The organism is Micromonospora sp. WMMD975 (assembly GCF_029581215.1).
Classification (GTDB): domain Bacteria; phylum Actinomycetota; class Actinomycetes; order Mycobacteriales; family Micromonosporaceae; genus Micromonospora.
The window spans coordinates 1,558,051-1,574,938 of record NZ_CP120739.1; the positions used below are offsets into that span (position 1 = coordinate 1,558,051).

Annotated in this window: 13 protein-coding genes and 1 pseudogene; 8 read left to right on the top strand and 6 right to left on the bottom strand. The window is 70.6% G+C overall.

Translation table 11 applies throughout. The features are described 5' to 3' along the window. The first annotated feature begins 199 nt into the window (after positions 1-199). Positions 200-757 (top strand): hypothetical protein, encoded by a 558-nt coding sequence (locus O7613_RS06900; RefSeq protein ID WP_282292812.1) that lies wholly within the window; start codon positions 200-202, stop codon positions 755-757. Here the strand turns inward: O7613_RS06900 and O7613_RS30780 are convergent. Both O7613_RS30780 and O7613_RS06915 read right to left on the bottom strand, forming a co-directional pair. Then, positions 737-1,381 (bottom strand): annotated as a pseudogene (locus O7613_RS30780) (nucleotidyl transferase AbiEii/AbiGii toxin family protein). The gene O7613_RS06900 and the pseudogene O7613_RS30780 overlap by 21 nt on opposite strands. Before the next feature lie 20 nt (positions 1,382-1,401). Further along, positions 1,402-1,758, bottom strand: a complete 357-nt coding sequence (locus tag O7613_RS06915; RefSeq protein WP_282292817.1) for a hypothetical protein — start codon at positions 1,756-1,758, stop codon at positions 1,402-1,404. Positions 1,759-2,816: 1,058 nt separating this feature from the next. Here O7613_RS06915 and O7613_RS06920 point away from each other — a divergent pair. Then, the gene (locus O7613_RS06920; protein ID WP_282292819.1) at positions 2,817-4,010 is read left to right on the top strand and encodes a hypothetical protein; all 1,194 of its coding nucleotides are present in this window, start codon (positions 2,817-2,819) and stop codon (positions 4,008-4,010) included. Next, positions 4,007-6,838 (top strand): right-handed parallel beta-helix repeat-containing protein, encoded by a 2,832-nt coding sequence (locus O7613_RS06925; RefSeq protein ID WP_282292820.1) that lies wholly within the window; start codon positions 4,007-4,009, stop codon positions 6,836-6,838. Before O7613_RS06920 ends, O7613_RS06925 begins: the two co-directional genes overlap by 4 nt. A 101-nt stretch (positions 6,839-6,939) precedes the next feature. On the opposite strand, the gene O7613_RS06930 is transcribed toward O7613_RS06925, so the two are convergent. The 4 genes from O7613_RS06930 to O7613_RS06945 form a co-directional block, all read right to left on the bottom strand. Next, on the bottom strand, positions 6,940-8,373 hold the full coding sequence (locus O7613_RS06930; RefSeq protein ID WP_282292821.1) for a GH1 family beta-glucosidase: 1,434 nt from the start codon (positions 8,371-8,373) through the stop codon (positions 6,940-6,942). Further along, positions 8,370-9,149, bottom strand: coding sequence for a carbohydrate ABC transporter permease (locus O7613_RS06935; RefSeq protein ID WP_198039696.1), 780 nt, complete (start codon positions 9,147-9,149; stop codon positions 8,370-8,372). The genes O7613_RS06930 and O7613_RS06935 overlap by 4 nt, the downstream gene beginning before the upstream one ends. 130 nt (positions 9,150-9,279) lie before the next feature. Then, on the bottom strand, positions 9,280-10,212 hold the full coding sequence (locus O7613_RS06940) for a sugar ABC transporter permease (RefSeq protein ID WP_282292822.1): 933 nt from the start codon (positions 10,210-10,212) through the stop codon (positions 9,280-9,282). 64 nt (positions 10,213-10,276) lie between these two features. Beyond that, on the bottom strand, positions 10,277-11,548 hold the full coding sequence (locus tag O7613_RS06945; RefSeq protein ID WP_281583609.1) for an ABC transporter substrate-binding protein: 1,272 nt from the start codon (positions 11,546-11,548) through the stop codon (positions 10,277-10,279). A gap of 267 nt (positions 11,549-11,815) precedes the next feature. Between O7613_RS06945 and O7613_RS06950 the strand changes: the two genes are divergently transcribed. The 5 genes from O7613_RS06950 to O7613_RS06970 all read left to right on the top strand — a co-directional run bounded on the left by O7613_RS06950 (position 11,816) and on the right by O7613_RS06970 (position 16,828). Further along, positions 11,816-12,829 (top strand): LacI family DNA-binding transcriptional regulator, encoded by a 1,014-nt coding sequence (locus O7613_RS06950; protein ID WP_282292823.1) that lies wholly within the window; start codon positions 11,816-11,818, stop codon positions 12,827-12,829. A 447-nt stretch (positions 12,830-13,276) separates the two neighbouring features. Next, entirely contained in the window at positions 13,277-14,179 is a 903-nt protein-coding gene (locus O7613_RS06955) for an alpha/beta hydrolase (RefSeq protein WP_282292824.1), read from the top strand. 188 nt (positions 14,180-14,367) lie between these two features. Further along, complete coding sequence (locus tag O7613_RS06960; RefSeq protein ID WP_282292825.1) at positions 14,368-15,153, top strand: ABC transporter ATP-binding protein; 786 nt, start codon at positions 14,368-14,370, stop codon at positions 15,151-15,153. Further along, positions 15,150-15,923 carry an ABC transporter ATP-binding protein gene (locus O7613_RS06965; protein ID WP_282292826.1) on the top strand — a complete coding sequence of 258 codons (774 nt, stop codon included), beginning with the start codon at positions 15,150-15,152 and terminating at the stop codon, positions 15,921-15,923. Before O7613_RS06960 ends, O7613_RS06965 begins: the two co-directional genes overlap by 4 nt. Before the next feature lie 26 nt (positions 15,924-15,949). Continuing rightward, the gene (locus tag O7613_RS06970) at positions 15,950-16,828 is read left to right on the top strand and encodes a branched-chain amino acid ABC transporter permease (protein ID WP_281583604.1); all 879 of its coding nucleotides are present in this window, start codon (positions 15,950-15,952) and stop codon (positions 16,826-16,828) included. Positions 16,829-16,888 lie beyond the last annotated feature (60 nt).

A 16,888-nucleotide genomic window follows, 5' to 3' on the forward strand; every position in this document is an offset into this window, starting at 1 on the left:
TCCGACAAAAATGGGCCACGATGTCATATGGTCGACACCTTGAGTAGTGGCTCGATCGCCGATAGGTTCCACGAGCGCAGTGCCGCGGATGGGTAGCCCGCCTCCGAGTACTCGGCGTGGCGCCTTATCACTTGCCGTGGTCGGTCCGGGCTGGCATCTTCCCGGCCATGATCGAGAGAATCGAGTCCTCCCTCCGCCGGTGAGCGTGACGACCGAGCCTGGATCGCTCGGACCCCAGACCGCCCTGTTCGAACACGCCCTGCGTCTGCATCAGCAGGATCCGGACTCGCCCCTGCCGCGTGACGGCGAGCCGTATCCGGACGACGAGCGCCACCGATTCCGGCGGCAGCGCCCGCAGAACCGGAAAGATCAGCGCCTCCGCGGCGTCGACGTTGCCGTCATCCTCGACGTGCACTTCGGCAAGGCCGATGCGCAACCTAGCGAACTCGCCGACGCGTTCTGCGAGGCTGACGTCCCGATCCATCACAACGAGCACATCGCTGCGGCGGCGCTGCACGCGGACCGGCAGCGGGTGCGGCAGACCGGCCGGTGGCTGGTGCGGAACAGCCCCGATCGATGCTCGGCCACTGTTGGGCTGGCACTGCTCGCCACGGATTGGGCGGAGGAAGACATCCCGCTGATCCAGATCATCGGTCTGCTGTCGCACCGGTTCGGGCCGTTGGCCGCCGAGGCGCTGCGACATCGCCGAGGAGGCAGCAGAGCAGCCTGGTCGAACCTATTCGACTGCTCGGAGTAGGGCGGTCCGCCATGCAGAGACGCGAGCCCGCATGTCAGCGACCTCATGCGGCGCCAGACCGTAGTCGGTGAAGTCTTCGTCGTCGAAGCGGTCGACGTGGCGAAGCATCGCGGCGAACATGCGTCGGTCGAATCCGTCGTCGGCGGCGTGCGCGAGGTCGCAGAGCTGGTCGAGGGTGTACCGGCCGCTGCCGATGGCGGCATCGATGTCGAGGAAGTCGCGGGCGGCTGCGCGGTTGTAGAGGGCGTCCATCTTTCCGGCCATCACATCATCAGGGTGCAGGACCGGACCGATGTCCATCTGGACGGGCGGCTGGGCACGCCAGTTCGCCACCAGTTCCACCCGGTGCTGCTGTTCTGGGTGAGGTGGGTCGGCGACGTGCAGCCGAGCGAAGGTATCGAGTCGAAGGTCGACCTCGACGCGGAGACCTTCGGCGCGTTAGGCGGCGATCACCTCGTCGACGGCGGTGGGGAAGTCGGCGCGGCGTTGCCAGTCGGCGAACAGGTCGACGTCTTCACTGGGGCGGTCGAGGATGCCATGGGCGGCGATGGCGTGCCCGCCGGCCAAAGCGAAACCGTACTGGCCGCCGACCTGCAGGGCGATCTGCGCCAGCCGGCGATGGATCGGTGGAGTCTGGCCGCCCACTACGCGGCGTGTCGGCGCGTGTTGGCCAGCTCGGGGAATTGGGCTTCCCACAGACGGCGAACCTGCGGTGGCACCACGAGGGCCGGCCACAGACGTTGCAGGGTCGGACCGTCCAGCCATCGGGTGAGATCGTCGGGGGCGGTTGCCTCGCGCAGCACGGTCTCGTACATGCTGGCCAGGCGCCGCGGGTTGTCCAGGTCGTAGCGCGCCCGCGCGGACCAGTCGAGCCGGCGATCCAGGCTCACCACGCCGTTGGTCGGCCCCCGCAGAGCGTCGAGCCGGTCGGCGACGACGTAGGGCCGCTGGTCGGCGTAGCGGGAACCCGCCGGCGCTCCGCCGGTGTCTGCACCACCCATGATCGACCAGCCTCCTTCGGCTGCTTCCTGACGACAACGTTCAGGCCCACGGTAGTCGACGGTGCAGCGGGCGAAGGGTTCGTGGCACCGTGTCGGACCTTATCCAGCCTGACGTCGATGATCGGCCCACTGGCGATCGCACGTACGCCGGAGCCCGGCGGACTGCGCGGCAGAGGACGTCCTCGACGATCCGCAGTAACGAGCCCGGTAACGCATTGGAGTGCAACGGACGGATCAGCGGCAAAGCACGACACGGGACAGCATTGCCAGGTGTCGCTCTTGTCCAATTCCGAGAACGTATCAGCCTGTTCTGGCATGCCGTGGCAGAATCGTTGTGAAACTGGGGGTCAAGGGTCGTTGGTTCAAATCCGGCCGTCCCGACAGCGAGAGGGTTCCCGCAGGTCAGCGACTTGCGGGAGCCTCTTCTTATTGCTCGGCATGGATGCCTGGTTTAGCGCGCCGCTGTTGGACTCCTTGACTCGGGCAGGTTGTCATGCCACTACTCGATCTTCAGAAGCTCACCTCGGGAGTGTCCCGGACTTGGGCCGGGTTCCTCCGCGACTGGGACCGGTCGCTGCGGGCCGGGAACTACCCGGAGACCACCCGCTACAACTACCTCCTCGCTGCCGCGCAGTTGGATCGGTATCTGGGGGAGCACTCGCAGGTCGCCGCCGCCAACCAGATCCTGACCGACAACCCGCTCGGCGCAGGCGAACTGTTCTCAACCTCGATCCGACCTCGGCGTGCGTGGCGGCCGCGCACTGGCTGCAGGCCGCCGCCGAGGTGACTTCGGAGCTGTCCGGAACCGCAGTAACCGAGATCTTGATGGAGGCCGACGATATCGAGCGCTACCGTACGCGACGACGGCTGCAGTGCTAGAGCTGATGGAGATCGGTCTGTCGCCCACGCACGTGGTGACCAGCATGATCCAGGACGCCATGGCGGTGGCCGAGGGCAAGGCACCTGACATCGAGCGGCGGCATAGGTCGGATCCTTGATCTGGCAGGGATCGGGTTCACGACTGCCTCGGGTGACCGAGGGCTCCTACGCTGAAATTTGTGGAAGATGTCGATGACGCCCGCGAGCTCGTTGAGCAGCGGATGCGCGCCACGGGGTTCGAGGAGGACCTCCTCGACAAGGTCTTGGATCTGCTGGAACGCTTCGACACCGATCGGGAGAAGCTGTTCGAGGAGATGCTCTCCAAGCTGGAGCAACCGGGCTATGACGGCCTGACCGACCGGTGGGAGACCAACTGCGAGCAGGCCGAGGCGCTGATGGAGCGCCTCGAATCGGACATCCGGTCGGTGCTGGAGGACAGCCAGGCCAACGCGATGTCCGTCGACGAACGGTGGACCGCGGTCGGCCCGCGTGACTTCCTCGCCGGGGAGCGCAAGATCTGGGCGCAGGTCGCCCGGCTCGACGTCCCCGAGGTCGCCACGCTGATGAGCAAGGTCCTGGAGGCCGACCTCGCGCTCATCAAGAAGTGCGAGGAGGACCTCAAGAACGCGCGCAGCAACGACGCGATCGTCGAGCAGTTGCTCCTCAAGAACTTCGGCTCCATCCAGGACACGGTCAAGAGCCTGCTCGTCAAATACCTCCCGACCTCGGGCGCCCGCCTGATCGTCCTCTTCATGAAGGACCCGTCGTCCAAGGAAGCCGCCAACGAGGCGATCAAGAACTTCGAGAAGCTCACCGCGGAGAACCTCATGGCGGCGAAGCAGAAGCGTGCCGCGAAGCAGACGGTGGTCGACAACATCAAGCTGCTGACCGCGGCCCGCGAACAGCTCGACGAGGACTGGATCGACAAGCTCTTCGCCCGCGGCGCCGAGGCGGCGGGGAACTGGCGCGGCATCGGCGCGTCCGGCGACTACCGGGCCACCGACTGGGACTGGATGAAGGAGAACGTCCTCGACCGAGGGCTCGACACGCGGGCCGAGGCGGCCAAGGAGCAGTCCAGCAAGCTCTACGACGGGCTCTTCCCCACGCTCGTGGAGGAGAGCACCAACGCCTTCGCCCAGCTGACCGATGATCCGGGCACGCTGGCGAAGTTCAACGAGGAGCTGAAGAAGGCCTCGGCATCCCTGGAGTCGCTGCTGGCGACCGAGGAGGAATACGTCAAGGACCTGGCCGAGGGACCCTACAAGCAGACGGGCCTCGCCGCGTTCGCACAGGTCAGAGACGCGGTCAAGGTGGGCTTCAAGCTGCTCGCGGACAAGACGGAGGAAGCCGACGACGAGGTGAAGAAGTCATGATCGACCTCTTCGTCGCGGCGGGCGGCCCGGCCGGCGACGGCACCAGGGCCCGGCCGTTCCACGACCCGTGGCTCGCGCTGCGGCAGGCTGCGCCCGGCGATCGCATCCACATCGCGGCGGGCACCTATACCGGGCGTGGCGAGCGCTCCTCGTGGGTCGTCGACACCCCCGAGCTGACCCTGCTCGGCGGATACAGCCCCGACTTCGCCCGCCGTACCCCCTGGCAGACACCGGCGGTCTTCGCGGCAAAGACCGGCCTGCGCGTCCCGAACGAGCCGAACATGCTCCAGGGCATCGGCGGCCACGACGGCCTCGTCCTGGACGGGCTGTTCTTCGACGGGGCCGGGCGCGACGACTACGACGAGCAGGGCGGCCTGCAGCGCGCCTCCTACGGGGACGGCCCGCTGGTGAGCCTGCGCGGCGAGCGCATCACCGTCCGCGACTGCTGCTTCGCCAACGGCAGCTCCGGCGCCGTCGAGCTCGGCGGCGACTCCGTGGTCTTCGAGAACAACATCGTCGTCAACTGCGTCGGCCTCAGCCTGCTCACCGTCCGCGACGGCGCCCCCGAGACCCCGGCCGCGGTCAGCCGCAACACCTTCGCCTTCGCCCACGACGACTCCGACCCGCCGCGCGGCTCCGGCGCCGACCGGGCCGTCGGCGTACGGGTCAACGGCGCTGCCGCGATCGCCGACAACGTGTTCGTCGGCTGCGGCAACGCGGCCGTCGCCTGCCTGCGCGACGTCGGGCAGATCGCCATCGACCGCAACCTGTTCTTCGCCACACCGCGCGACATCGTGCGCAGCCGGGTGTCGGGGGCGCAGGCCGAGCTCACCGAGGAGTACGCCGCGGAGCTCGAAGATGTCGGCCTGCGCTCGGCAGCCGGCAACACCGTCGGCGACCCGCAGCTGACCGGGCTCCCGGCGGCGTGGCTCGACGCGTACACGGTGGACGTCGCCGTCACGTATGAGCGTCCGCCGATCGCCGCCCTCAACGCGCTGCGGAAATCGGCCGGCCTCGGCGAGCTGCCGTCCACATCAGACCATGATGTTCAGCGGCCCGTCATGCGCCGGCTCGCCCCGGCCGAGGTGCTCGCCCTCGCGGTCGGCGCGGCACCGGGCGCGCACCCCGCCGACCTGGCGGCGCCGGAGCCGTTCACCGAGCTCCCGGCCGGTCCGGCGTACCAGGCCGTCGACTGGGCGCGGCTCTACGAGGCCGACCCGGCGCTCGCCGGAGCCCCGGTGCAGGTGCGGGCCGGGGTCGGCTTCGACCAGAACACGCAGATCCTCCCCGAGCTCGCGGAGACGCACATCGGCGTCGCCGTCTACGAGCCCGGCACCGACAACAGCCCGTGGTGGGCGCTCGCCCCGCGCTACGGCCTCGTCCATCATCAGACTGAGGAGGCCGTACGGTATTCGCGCGGCCTCGACGTCGAGTCCACGTACCTGCTCCGCGGCACGTATCGCCTCACGCCGCCCGGCGGGCGTCAGAGCGCCACCATCGTCCTCGACTCCCTCGCGCCCGTGCTCGACGTCACGGCCCCCGAGCCGCCCCGGCGAACCGGCCGCGACTGGTTCGTGCGGGCCGGATCCTCCGGCGGGGACGGCAGCCGGGAGGCGCCGTTCCGCGACCCGTTCCAGGCCCTCGAAAAGGCCGCCGAGGGCGACCGCATCCTCGTCGCCGCAGGTGAGTACACGGGCCGCCTGCGGTCGGGCACGTGGCGCATCCCCGTACGCAACCTGACGCTGCTGGGCGGGTGGGACGCCGAGTTCGCCGCGCGCCACCCCTGGCGCCACCCCGTGCGCTTCGTGCTCACTCCGGAGACCAAGGCGAAGGGCATCTTCGGCGATCCGGTGCTCACCGGCGAGGACTCGGGGGAGGGCCTCATCCTTGACGGGTTCATATTCGACGGGGCGACCTACAACGCGTACGCCGACAGCGGCGCCCTCGACGCGGGCCATTCCCAGTCGGCGGCGCTGCTCGACCTGCGCGGCGGCAGCGGCGGCATCACCGTGCGCAACTGCGTCTTCGCCAACGCGGCGTACTGCGCCGTGCAGCTCAGCGCGGCGTACGGAACGTTCGAGAACAACGTGGTCGTCAACACGAGCGGCACCGCCGTCCGTATCCAGGCACCCGGCGCGGGCCCCTGGACCATCCGCGGCAACACGGTCCTGTTCGCCGCCGACCCCACCGGCCGGGCCTCGACCGGGCAGTCCACGACCGGCTGCCTGCTGGACATCTCCGGCCGGGGTGTCATGCGGGTCGAGGTCAACGTGCTCGCCTTCGCCGACAGCATCGCCGTCCGCGCGACCGTGCCCGACCAGAACCTGCTGCTCGACGGGAACGTGCTCGCCGCCAACCTGTACGCCGACCTCCACGACGGCCGCCACGTGCTCGTCGACGCCGAGAACCGCGACCGGGTGTTCCGCGACGCCCCGTTCGGCGCGCAGACCGGAACCCGGTTCGAGCTGCCGGCGGTGCCGGTCGACGCCGCGTACGCCGACCAGGCCGTCGGCCGTCTCTCGGCGCTGGCCGCCGCGATGCCGAAGGACGGGCTCAACGCCGCTGCGGCGGCGCTCGGCGTCTCGATCACGGCGCCGAAGACGGAGGCACCCGTCGAGGCGGCGCCCCCGGAGCCGAAGAAGGAACCGTCAGTGGCCGACCTGCTCGCGGACCTCGGCCGGGCCCGCAAGGCGTTCGAGGCGAAGGACGCGGCCCCGCCGGCCACAGCCACTCCGCTGTACTGCCCGGTCTATCCGGTCGAGGCGGCGCTGAGGCTGGCCCTCGACGCCCCGCCAGGCGAGCCCGGCGCCCATGCCCCGCCTTCATGATCGAGCTCGCGGGGCGCGCCAAACCGACTCCACCGAAGCCGGGGCGGTTCGTTGCCGGGTGACCGCGCATACCGTTGCCGCCACGAGCCGCGGGCGGCGCTTCAGGTGGAGGTGCGTTCCCGCCACGCCCGCAAGCGGTCACGCAGCCAGTGGTAGCTGGCCTTGGGCGTACGGGATCCGGTGCCGTAGTCGACATGGGCCAGACCGAAGCGCGGCCCGTACCCGCGGGCCCACTCGAAGTTGTCGATGAGCGACCAGTAGAAGTACCCCCGCAGATCGAGCCGGTCGTCGACGGCGGCCGCACGGGCTGCCGTCGCCAGGTGCCCGGCCACGAACGAGATCCGTTCCGGGTCCGGCTCGGGTCCGTCCCGCAGGTCGGCGCAGCCGTTCTCCGTCACGTACACGGCAGGCAGGCCCGGGTAACGGTCCGCGAGCCCGGTCAGGGTGTCGAACAACCCTTGCGGCTCCACCGGCCAGCCCAGGTCGGTGGTGGGCAACCCGTCCGGACGTAGCTGCCGGACCCCGATGTCGAACGCGCTGCGCAGCGCCGGGTCGGGCTGCTCGTACGGGGCGTCGGCGACGTGCACCCGGTAGTAGTAGTTGACACCGAGGAAGTCCAGCGGCGTGGAGATCACCGCCAGGTCACCGTCCCGGCGGAACGACAGATCGCTCACCCCGGCGTAGAGCCGCTCGAACCCGGGCGGGTACGCGCCGCCCAGCACCGGATCCGTGAACTGCCGGTTGAGCATGAGGTCCTGCCGATCCGCCGCCGCCCGGTCGGCCTCGGTATCGCTGGCCGGCACGGCGGGGGAGAGGTTGAGCGTGATGCCGACGCGCGACCGCGGGCCGGCGGCGGACCGGACTGCGGCGACCGCCCTGCCGTGCCCGAGCAGCAGGTGGTGGGCGGCGGCCAGGGCACCGTGTCCTTCGGCGCCGCCGGGCGCGTGCCGGCCCTCCGCGTAGCCGACCATCGACGAGCAGTACGGCTCGTTCAGCGTGATCCAGTCCTGGGCCCGGTCGCCGAGGACGCCCGCCACCGCGGCGGCGTACTCGGCGAACCACTCGGCGGTGTCCCGTACCCGCCAGCCACCCTCGTCCTCGAGCGCCTGGGGCAGATCCCAGTGGTACAGCGTGACGAACGGCCGGATGCCGTGCCCGCACAGGGCGTCGACGAGCCGGTCGTAGTAGTCGAGGCCTCGCCGGTTCACCGCGCCCCGCCCGGCCGGCATGACCCGTGGCCAGGCGACCGAGAAACGGTAGGCGTCCACGCCGAGGCCGGCCAGCAGGTCCACGTCCTCCCGCCAGCGGTGGTAGCTGTCACAGGCGACCGCGCCGGAGGTGCCGTCGTCGACGGCACCGGGGCGGCGGCAGAAGGTGTCCCAGATCGACGGCCCGCGGCCGTCCTCGTCGACCGCCCCCTCGATCTGGTACGCCGCGGTGGCCGCGCCCCAGATGAAGCCGGCCGGCAGGTCCGGCAGCTCGGGCAGGTCCGGCCGGGTTGCGGCCGCGGCGGCGCCTTCGGATGTGGTGGTCATCCCTTCACCGCCCCCTGCATGATGCCGTCGACGAGATGCCGGCCGAGGAGCATGAAGACGACGAGGATCGGCAGCGTGGCGAGCAACGTGCCGGTCAGCGTCAGGGTGTAGTCGGTGGTGTAGCCGCTGGCCAGTGCGGAGAGCGCCACCTGCACGGTCGCGTTGTTCTGTAGCACGACCAGCGGCCAGAAGAAGTCGTTCCACGCCTGCATGAAGGTGAACAGCCCGAGCACCGCCGCGGCGGGGCGGGCCGCCGGCAGGACGATGTGCCAGTACAGGCCGAACGTGCTGGACCCGTCGACGCGGCCGGCCTCCAGCAGTTCGTCGGGTACGGCGCGGCCGAGGTACTGGGTCATGAAGAAGACACCGAACGCGGTTACCAGCCCGGGCACGATCACGGCGGTGAGGCGCCCGGTCCAGCCGAGGTCGGCCATCAGGATGTACAGCGGGATGATGCCGAGCTGGTGCGGCACCATCGAGGTCGCGATGGCCACGACGAGAAGCGCCTTTCGGCCTCGGAACCGCAGTTTGGCGAAGGCGAACCCGGCCAGGGTCGAGAAGAACACCACGGAGACGGTGATCGAGCCGCTGACGATGAAGGAGTTCACCAGGGCTCGGCCGAAGTCGGTCGTGTCGAACACGCGCGCGATGTTGTCGAAGAGGTGCCCGCCGGGCACCAGGGCCGGCGGCACCTTCGTGACGGCGTCGCTGGTCTGCGAGGACACGACGATTGACCAGTAGAGCGGGAAGACCGACCCGGCCACGACCGCCAGCAGGGCGCCGTAGCTCCAGACCGAGCCCTTGCGTGGGTACCCGAAGCTCCGGCGCCGGTGGGACCGGCGTGGCGGCGGCGAGGGTGTGGTGCCGGTCTGAATGGGGTCCGCGAGGGTGGTCACGGCGTTCTCCTCAGTCCTCGTCCTTGGCGATGCGCCGGGTGAGCAGGAAGTTGATGATCGCGAAGATGGCGATGACCAGACAGAGCGTCCAGGCGACCGCCGAGGCGTAGCCGAAGCGGAACTCCCGGAACCCCTGCTCGTACATGAACAGGGCGACGGTCTGGAACTGCCGGTCGGAGCCGCCGGTGGGCGTCTGGGAGCTGGCGAACAGCAGGGGTTCGGCCATGATCTGCAGGCCGCCGATCGTCGAGATCACCGTGGTGAAGATGATCGTCGGCCGCAGCATCGGGACGGTGATCCGCCTGAACTGCTGAGCCTGCGACGCGCCGTCGAGGTCGGCGGCCTCGTACAGGTGGTGCGGAATCGCCTGCATCGAGGCGAGGTAGATGAGGGCGTTGTAGCCGGTCCACCGCCAGGCGACGATGAACGAGATGGCCAGGTGGGAGCTCCAGGTGTTGGCCTGCCAGTCGATCGGGCCGATGCCGACGAGGCCGAGCGCCCAGTTGACCATGCCGAAGTCGCGGCCGAAAAGCTGGGTGAAGACGATCGTCACCGCCACGATCGAGGTGACGTTGGGCAGCAGCACGCCCATCCGTAGCGCGGTGCGGGCCCGCAGCCGGTGGTTGAGCAGGTGGGCGATCCAGAGCGCGGCGAGCAGTTGCGGCGCGGTGGACAGCACCCAGATGCTGAGTGTGTTGCCCAGGGCGTTCCAGAAGTACGCGTCCTGCAGCATCTCGCGGTAGTTCGCGAGGCCGACCCAGCGGTGCGACCCGGAGTCGAGCAGGTCCCAGTCATTGAACGAGACGTACGCCGTGTACAGCAGCGGGAACAGCCCGAACGCGCCGAACAGCAGGAAGAACGGCAGGATGTAGAGGTAGGGCGAGCCCTTGGTGTCGAGCCGGCTCAGGCCGGCCCGCCGGGCCTGGTGGAGGTAGGTGGCCATCGTCGATCCTTCATCGCCGGGCGCCGCCGGCGGTCAGGGGCGACCGCCGGCGGCGCGGGTCGAGTTACTTGGCGAGGCGCTCGACGTCGCTGACCATCTGCTTCCAGGACTCGTCGGAGCTTTGCTTGCCCTGTTCGATGCGGACGAGGGCGTCGCGGATGGTGGTCTGCACGTCTCCGGCTCGCGGGCCCTGGTACTGGGGCTTGAGCTGCTTCGCCGCAGTGGTGAAGAGCTGGCCCACCGGTGCGTTGTTGAAGAAGGCGTCCTTGTACTGGGCAATGTCGGGCTTGTCGTACAGAGCCGGGATGGACGGCAGGTTGCCCCGCGCGGTGAACACCTTGGCCTGCTGTTCCGGGGCGGTCAGCCACGCCGCGAGCTTCTTGGCCTCCTCGACGTGCTTGCCCTGCTTGGGAACGGTGAGGTACGAGCCGCCCCAGTTGCCGCCGCCGCCCGGGACGCTCGCCACGTCCCACTTGCCGGCGGCGTGCTTCGCCTGGTCCTTGATCTTGGTCATCATCCAGGCCGGACACGCGATGGTGGCGAACTGGTCCTTCGCGAAGCCGTTGTTCCACTCCTGCGAGCTGCCGATCAGCTTGGCCGACAGGTTGCTCTGGATCGCCTTCACCGTCAGGTCCCAGGCCTTTCGGACATCGGGGTTGGTGCCCACGACGATGGCGTTGTCCTCGTTGTAGTACCCGACCGGGGCCTGGCCGATGATGGCGTTGAACAGTTGGCCTCCGCCATCGAAGAAGGCGCTGCCGGCCGGGGCCTTCGCCGCGTACCGCTTGCCGAACTCGATGTACTGGTCCCAGCCGCTGCCCCAGGCGGCCGACACCTGGTCGCGGTCGAACGGCACGCCGGCCTTCTCGAACAGGTCACGCCGATAGCAGATGGCCAGGCCGCCGACGTCGGTGCCGTACCCGATCTGCTTGCCGTCCTTGGCCAGCGACGCCGCCCACTTCCAGCCGAGGTACTCGGACTGGCGGTCCTTGCCCAGGTCGACGAAGAGGTTGCCCCGCTCGCGCATCTGCGCGATGAAGCCCGTGTCGACGCCCTCGATGTCGCCCGCGCCGGAGCCGGTGGCCAGGTGGGTGATCAGGTCGCGATGATGGTCGTTGTAGGCGGCCGTGCGCTCCTGGATCGTGATGTTCGGGTGCGACTTCTGGTACTCGGCGTACAGGTCCTGGTACCCGAAGTTGCCGAACAGGTTGACGTTCAGGGTGATCTTTTCGTTGCCGCCGCCGGAGCCTCCCTCGGTGCCGGTGCCACACGCGGTCAGCAGTACTCCGGCGGCCAGGGTGGCCGCCGCCAGTCGCAACAGTCGGTTTGGGTGCATGCCAGGGAACCCTTTCGTGCGATGTAACCGGTTACCTGAAACCGGTTACATTGTCGGCGAAGCGATGGTGGTGGGGGTGGGTGGAGTTGGATGAAGATCGGATGCCGGCCGAGTTGCGGGTGACCGCCGGCGAGTGCCTTTCCTGGGAAGTGTGAACGGGTTTGGTTAGGGGGTGTCAAGTTACGAAACGATAACGGTCGATGCGGATTGACCGGCGGACATCGTTGGCGCTACGGTCGTGAAACCGGTTACAGAGAAGGCGCCACATTGACCACTATCAGGGAGTTGGCACGCCGCTCCGGCGTGTCCGTCGCCACCGTGTCCCGCGTCTTCAACACCCCCGAGGTCGTCAGCCAGCACACCCGCCAGCGCATCCTCGATCTGGCCGCCGAGATCGGCTACCTGCCGAACGGGTCGGCCCGGACGCTCGCCACGAAGAAATCCAACATGGTGGGCCTGGTGTGGGACACCGACCATCGCCGCCCTGGATGGCGCCACCCATTCCTGCAGGAGATCCTCGTCGCGCTCAAGACGGCGCTCAGCGCGCACGGGCTGAACCTGCTCATGCTCGCCGGCCACGACGCGGCGGGGCCCGACGACGGGCAGCGATACGTGCGCGCCGTCCGCCAGCACAACCTCGACGGCGCGGTCATCATCGACAACGGCACCCGGGACCCGGCCGTGCTCGCCCTCGTCGAAGCCCAGGTGCCGTGCGTCGCTCTCGACCTGCGGGTCGACGGCCCGACGTCGACCTACATCACCTCGGACAATGCCGGCGGCGCGGCGCTCGCCGTGCGTCACCTCGTCGAACGCGGCCACCGGCGCATCGCCACCATCACCGGCCCGCTGCGAACCTGGCCGGGAGCCGAACGGCTCGTCGGCTTCCGGGCCGCGCTGGCCGGGGCCGGCCTGCCACTCGCCGACGGCCACGTCGTCGAGGGAGACTTCTATCTCGACGGCGGTCACGCCGCGATGGATCGGCTGCTCGCCCTCGACGACCGCCCTACCGCAGTGTTCGCCGCCGGTGACGAGATGGCTGTCGGCGCGATGCGGGCGGCCCAGGCGGCCGGCCTACGGATCCCCGACGACATTGCGATTGTCGGCTTCGACGACATCGAGGTGGCCGCGCTGATCCCGCCCGGGCTCAGCACCGTCGCCCAGAACAAGCCCGGCTTCGGCACGGCCGCCGCCGAGGCGCTGGTCGCCATGCTGCACGGCGGCGACGACCCGCCGAAGCCGACCGTGTTGCCGACGACGCTCGTCGTCCGCGGCACCACCTGACCCGAACCGCGCGACGTCGGCGCCGTCCCGACCCGGATCGTGCTGCTGCTCGCGGTCGCTGTCGCCGGAGCCGCTGTCACCGACCCCGCAACCGGGCCTGCCTCGAGCGTCACACCCGTGCCTCGGCGCGGCGGCGCGGTCCGTGCCTGCTGGCAGGCTCGAAACCGGACAGCCGTTGATCAGCCGGGGAGCCCGTCGGTGGTCCACCGCAGGTGGACGTTGTCGCCCACCCCGCCGGCGGCAGTGCCAGCGTCGACTCCTCCGCCGCGCGCAGCGCCGCCGGTGGCCGTGGGCATCTCGGGGTGCGGCGCCCGGATGGTTCCTTCCACGGTGACCAGTGCCAGCGGCACCAGCGGCGGCACCGGCGATTTTGCCGATGCGGACGAGGGCGGGCAGGGCAAAGGATGACATCTGTCGATGTAACCCCACCCGTAGGGAGTGCCCGGCATGTCATCACCGACCACCACCCGTCCCCGTTCCCTCGTTGTTCGTGCCGTCGGGATGGCGCTGGCCGCCGTCCTGGCCACCGGCGGCGTGCTCGGCGCGTCGTCCGGCGCCGCGCAGGCCGCGGAGAACCCGTACGAGCGCGGCCCCGACCCCACCGTGGCGATCCTGGAGGCCAGCCGCGGCCCGTTCACCGTCGCCACGCAGAACGTCTCCGCGCTCGGCGTCATCGGTTTCGGCGGGGGAGTCATCTATTATCCGACCAGCACGAGCGCGGGCACCTTCGGCGCCATCGCCATCTCGCCCGGCTACACCGCCGCCTGGTCCAGCATCGACTGGCTGGGACCCCGGATCGCCTCACACGGCTTCGTGGTGATCGGCATCGAGACGATCACGCGTCTGGACCAGCCGGACAGCCGGGGCCGGCAGTTGCTGGCGGCGCTGGACTACCTGACCCAGCGCAGTTCGGTGCGTGGCCGGATCGACGCCACCCGGCTCGCGGTCGCCGGCCACTCGATGGGCGGCGGCGGGACGCTGGAGGCCGCCGCGTCGCGCCCGTCGCTGCGGGCCGCCGTGCCGCTGGCGCCGTGGAACCTGGACAAGACGTGGTTCGGGGTCCAGGTGCCGACCCTGATCGTCGGTGGCGAGGCGGACATCATCGCCCCGGTCGCGACGCACTCCGAGCCCTTCTACAACAGCATCCCGAGCTCGGCCGAGAAGGCGTATCTGGAGTTGAACGGGGCCAGCCACTTCTTCCCGCAGACGGTGAACACGCCCACCGCCCGGCAGATGGTGGCCTGGCTGAAGCGGTTCGTCGACAACGACACCCGGTACGAGCAGTTCCTCTGCCCGGGACCGACAGGTCTGGCGATCGAGGAGTACCGCAACACCTGCCCGAGCGCCTGACCTCGCCGGCCGGCCCACCGTCGCCCGCGCGACGGCGGGCCGGCTGCCGTCCGGTCCCCGGCGCGCCGTGCCCGGTGGGTCCGGGGTCGCCGCCGGCGCGGGCGCCGGGCGGAGGTATTGACGCCGGAGGCGAGAAACGTACACTCCCAGTGTAAATATCGCGCCCCGCCGGACCGAGGGATGGGCCAATGGAGCAAGGGCTCGCGCTGCACCACATCGGGGTGCGCTTCGGTGGTCTCACCGCCCTCGACGACGTCTCGCTGCGGGTGCCCGCCGGCCGGGTGGTCGGCGTGATCGGCCCCAACGGGGCGGGGAAGACCACCCTGTTCAACGTCATCTGCGGCTTCGTCGCCCCGGACGCGGGCACCCTCACCCTCGACGGCCGCCCACTGCGGCCCCGGCCGCACCGGCTGACCCGGCTGGGCATCGCCCGGACGTTGCAGGGCACCGGGCTCTTCGCCGGGCTCACCGTGCTGGAGAACGTGATGGCCGGCGCCACCCACACCGCCCGTGCCGGTTTCCTGCCGGCGCTGCTCGGCCTGCCCGCCAGCGACCGCGACGAGCACCGGCTGCGCCGGGACGCCCTCGACGTGCTCGACCGGCTGGGCATCGCCGGGTACGCCGCCGCCGCGCCGGGCACGCTGCCCTTCGCCGTACGGCAGCGGGCCGCCCTGGCCCGCGCCCTGGTGGCCCGGCCCCGCCTGCTCCTGCTCGACGAGCCCGCCGGCGGCCTCGGCGCCGAGGACATCGCCGAGCTCGCGGCGCTGATCCGCGAGCTGCCCGGTCGTGACCCGGACCCCTGCGCGGTGCTGCTCGTCGAGCATCACATGGATCTGGTGATGTCCGTCTGCGACGACATCGTGGTGCTCGACTTCGGGCGGGTGATCGCCGCCGGCACGCCGGACGAGGTGCGCGACGACCCGGCGGTCGCCGACGCCTACCTGGGCGCGGCCGTGGACGAGGCCGCCGCATGAACGGGCGAAGCAGCCGGCTCGACGCGCCGGCCCCGCACGGCGGTGGCGCGAGCGGCGGCGACCTGCTCACCGTGCGGGGGCTGGTGGCCGGCTACGGCGCCGCGCCGGTGCTGCACGAGGTCGACCTCGCCGTCCCCGCCGGCACCATCGCGGCGGTGGTCGGGGCGAACGGCGCCGGCAAGACCACCCTGCTGCGCGCCCTGTCCGGCATGCTGCGCCCGCTGGCCGGCCAGGTCGTGCTCGCCGGGGAGGACCTGCGTGGCACTTCGGTGGAGCAACTGGTGCGCCGGGGGATGGCGCACGTCCCCGAGGGGCGCGGGGTGATCGGCGAGCTCACCGTGGACGAGAACCTGCGGCTGGGCGGGCTGTGGCGCCGCGACAAGGCCGACTCCGCCCGCGCCCGGGACGAGGTGTACCAGCTCTTCGAGCCGCTGGCCCGGCGCCGTGGCCACCTCGGCCACCAGCTCTCCGGCGGCGAACGGCAGATGCTCGCACTCGGCCGGGCCCTGGTCGGCCGGCCGCGCCTGCTGCTGCTCGACGAGCCGTCGCTCGGCCTGGCGCCGCGGGTGGTCGCCCAGATCATGGCCCTGCTGCGCCAACTGCGGGACGGCACCGGGCTGACCGTGCTGCTGGTCGAGCAGAACGTCCGCAGCGCGCTCTCCGTCGCCGACCAGGGGATCGTGATGTCCCTCGGCCGGGTGGTCCGCGCCGCCCCGGCGCAGCGGCTGCGCGACGACGTCGACCTGCGGCACGCGTATCTCGGATTCTGAACCCTCGTCCCCTCCGAAGGAGGACTGTGGAGCGCTTCGTCTTCCTCACCTTCGACGGCCTCTCCCGGGGCGCCGTCTACGCGGCGTTCGCGCTGGCACTGGTGCTCATCTGGCGGGCCGCGCGGATCGTCAACTTCGCCCAGGGCGCGATGGCCGTCGCGGCGGCGTACGTCGCCTACAGTGTGTCCGCGTCGACCGGCTCCTACTGGCTGGGCTTCCTGGCCGCGCTCGCCGCCGGTCTGCTGTTCGGCGCGGTCGTGGACCGGGCGGTGATGCGCTTCGTCGACCACGCCTCACCGCTCAACCCGGTGATCGTCGCGCTCGGGCTGGTCCTGCTGATCCAGGCCGTCCTCGGCATGATCTACGGCAACGAGTTCCGTCCCGCCGGGACGCCGTTCAGCCGCGCCGCGCTCACCGTCGGCGGGTTCGCCGTCGGCTCACCGTACGACCTTTTCGTCTTCGCCACGGTGGGGGTGGTCATGGTCGCGCTCGCCTGGATCTTCGCGCGTACCCCGGTCGGCCTGCGGATGCGCGCGGCGGCCTTCGCCCCGGAGGTCTCCCGCCTGCTCGGGGTCAACGTGGGCGGCATGCTCGCCCTCGGCTGGGCGCTCGCCTCGGGGGTGGGTGCCCTGGCCGCCATGCTGGTGATCCCCACCGAACTGGGCCTGCACCCGAACGCCATGGACCTGGTCTTCGTCTCGGCGTTCACCGCGGCGGTGGTCGGCGGACTGGACAGCCCGCCGGGGGCGGTGGTCGGTGGACTGGTGGTGGGCCTGCTGCTCTCCTACGTCAGCGGGTACGCCGGCAGCGACGTCACCCCGCTCGCGGTGCTGGTCCTGCTGCTGGCCGTGCTGCTGGTCCGGCCCGGTGGGCTGTTCGCTCCGGTCGCCGCGAGGCGGGTGTGAGCGCCACCCGGGCGGCGGCGCCGCAGCGGGTGGCCACCGGCCCGCGCGCCGACGGCCGCC

Excerpts from the sequence above, each read along its gene's own strand:
- O7613_RS06940 (WP_282292822.1), bottom strand. The coding sequence starts at position 10,212 with ATGGCCACCTACCTCCACCAGGCCCGGCGGGCCGGCCTGAGCCGGCTC.
- O7613_RS06930 (WP_282292821.1), bottom strand. The coding sequence starts at position 8,373 with ATGACCACCACATCCGAAGGCGCCGCCGCGGCCGCAACCCGGCCGGAC.
- O7613_RS06965 (WP_282292826.1), top strand. The coding sequence starts at position 15,150 with ATGAACGGGCGAAGCAGCCGGCTCGACGCGCCGGCCCCGCACGGCGGT.
- O7613_RS06945 (WP_281583609.1), bottom strand. The coding sequence starts at position 11,548 with ATGCACCCAAACCGACTGTTGCGACTGGCGGCGGCCACCCTGGCCGCC.
- O7613_RS06925 (WP_282292820.1), top strand. The coding sequence starts at position 4,007 with ATGATCGACCTCTTCGTCGCGGCGGGCGGCCCGGCCGGCGACGGCACC.
- O7613_RS06955 (WP_282292824.1), top strand. The coding sequence starts at position 13,277 with ATGTCATCACCGACCACCACCCGTCCCCGTTCCCTCGTTGTTCGTGCC.
- O7613_RS06915 (WP_282292817.1), bottom strand. The coding sequence starts at position 1,758 with ATGGGTGGTGCAGACACCGGCGGAGCGCCGGCGGGTTCCCGCTACGCC.
- O7613_RS06960 (WP_282292825.1), top strand. The coding sequence starts at position 14,368 with ATGGAGCAAGGGCTCGCGCTGCACCACATCGGGGTGCGCTTCGGTGGT.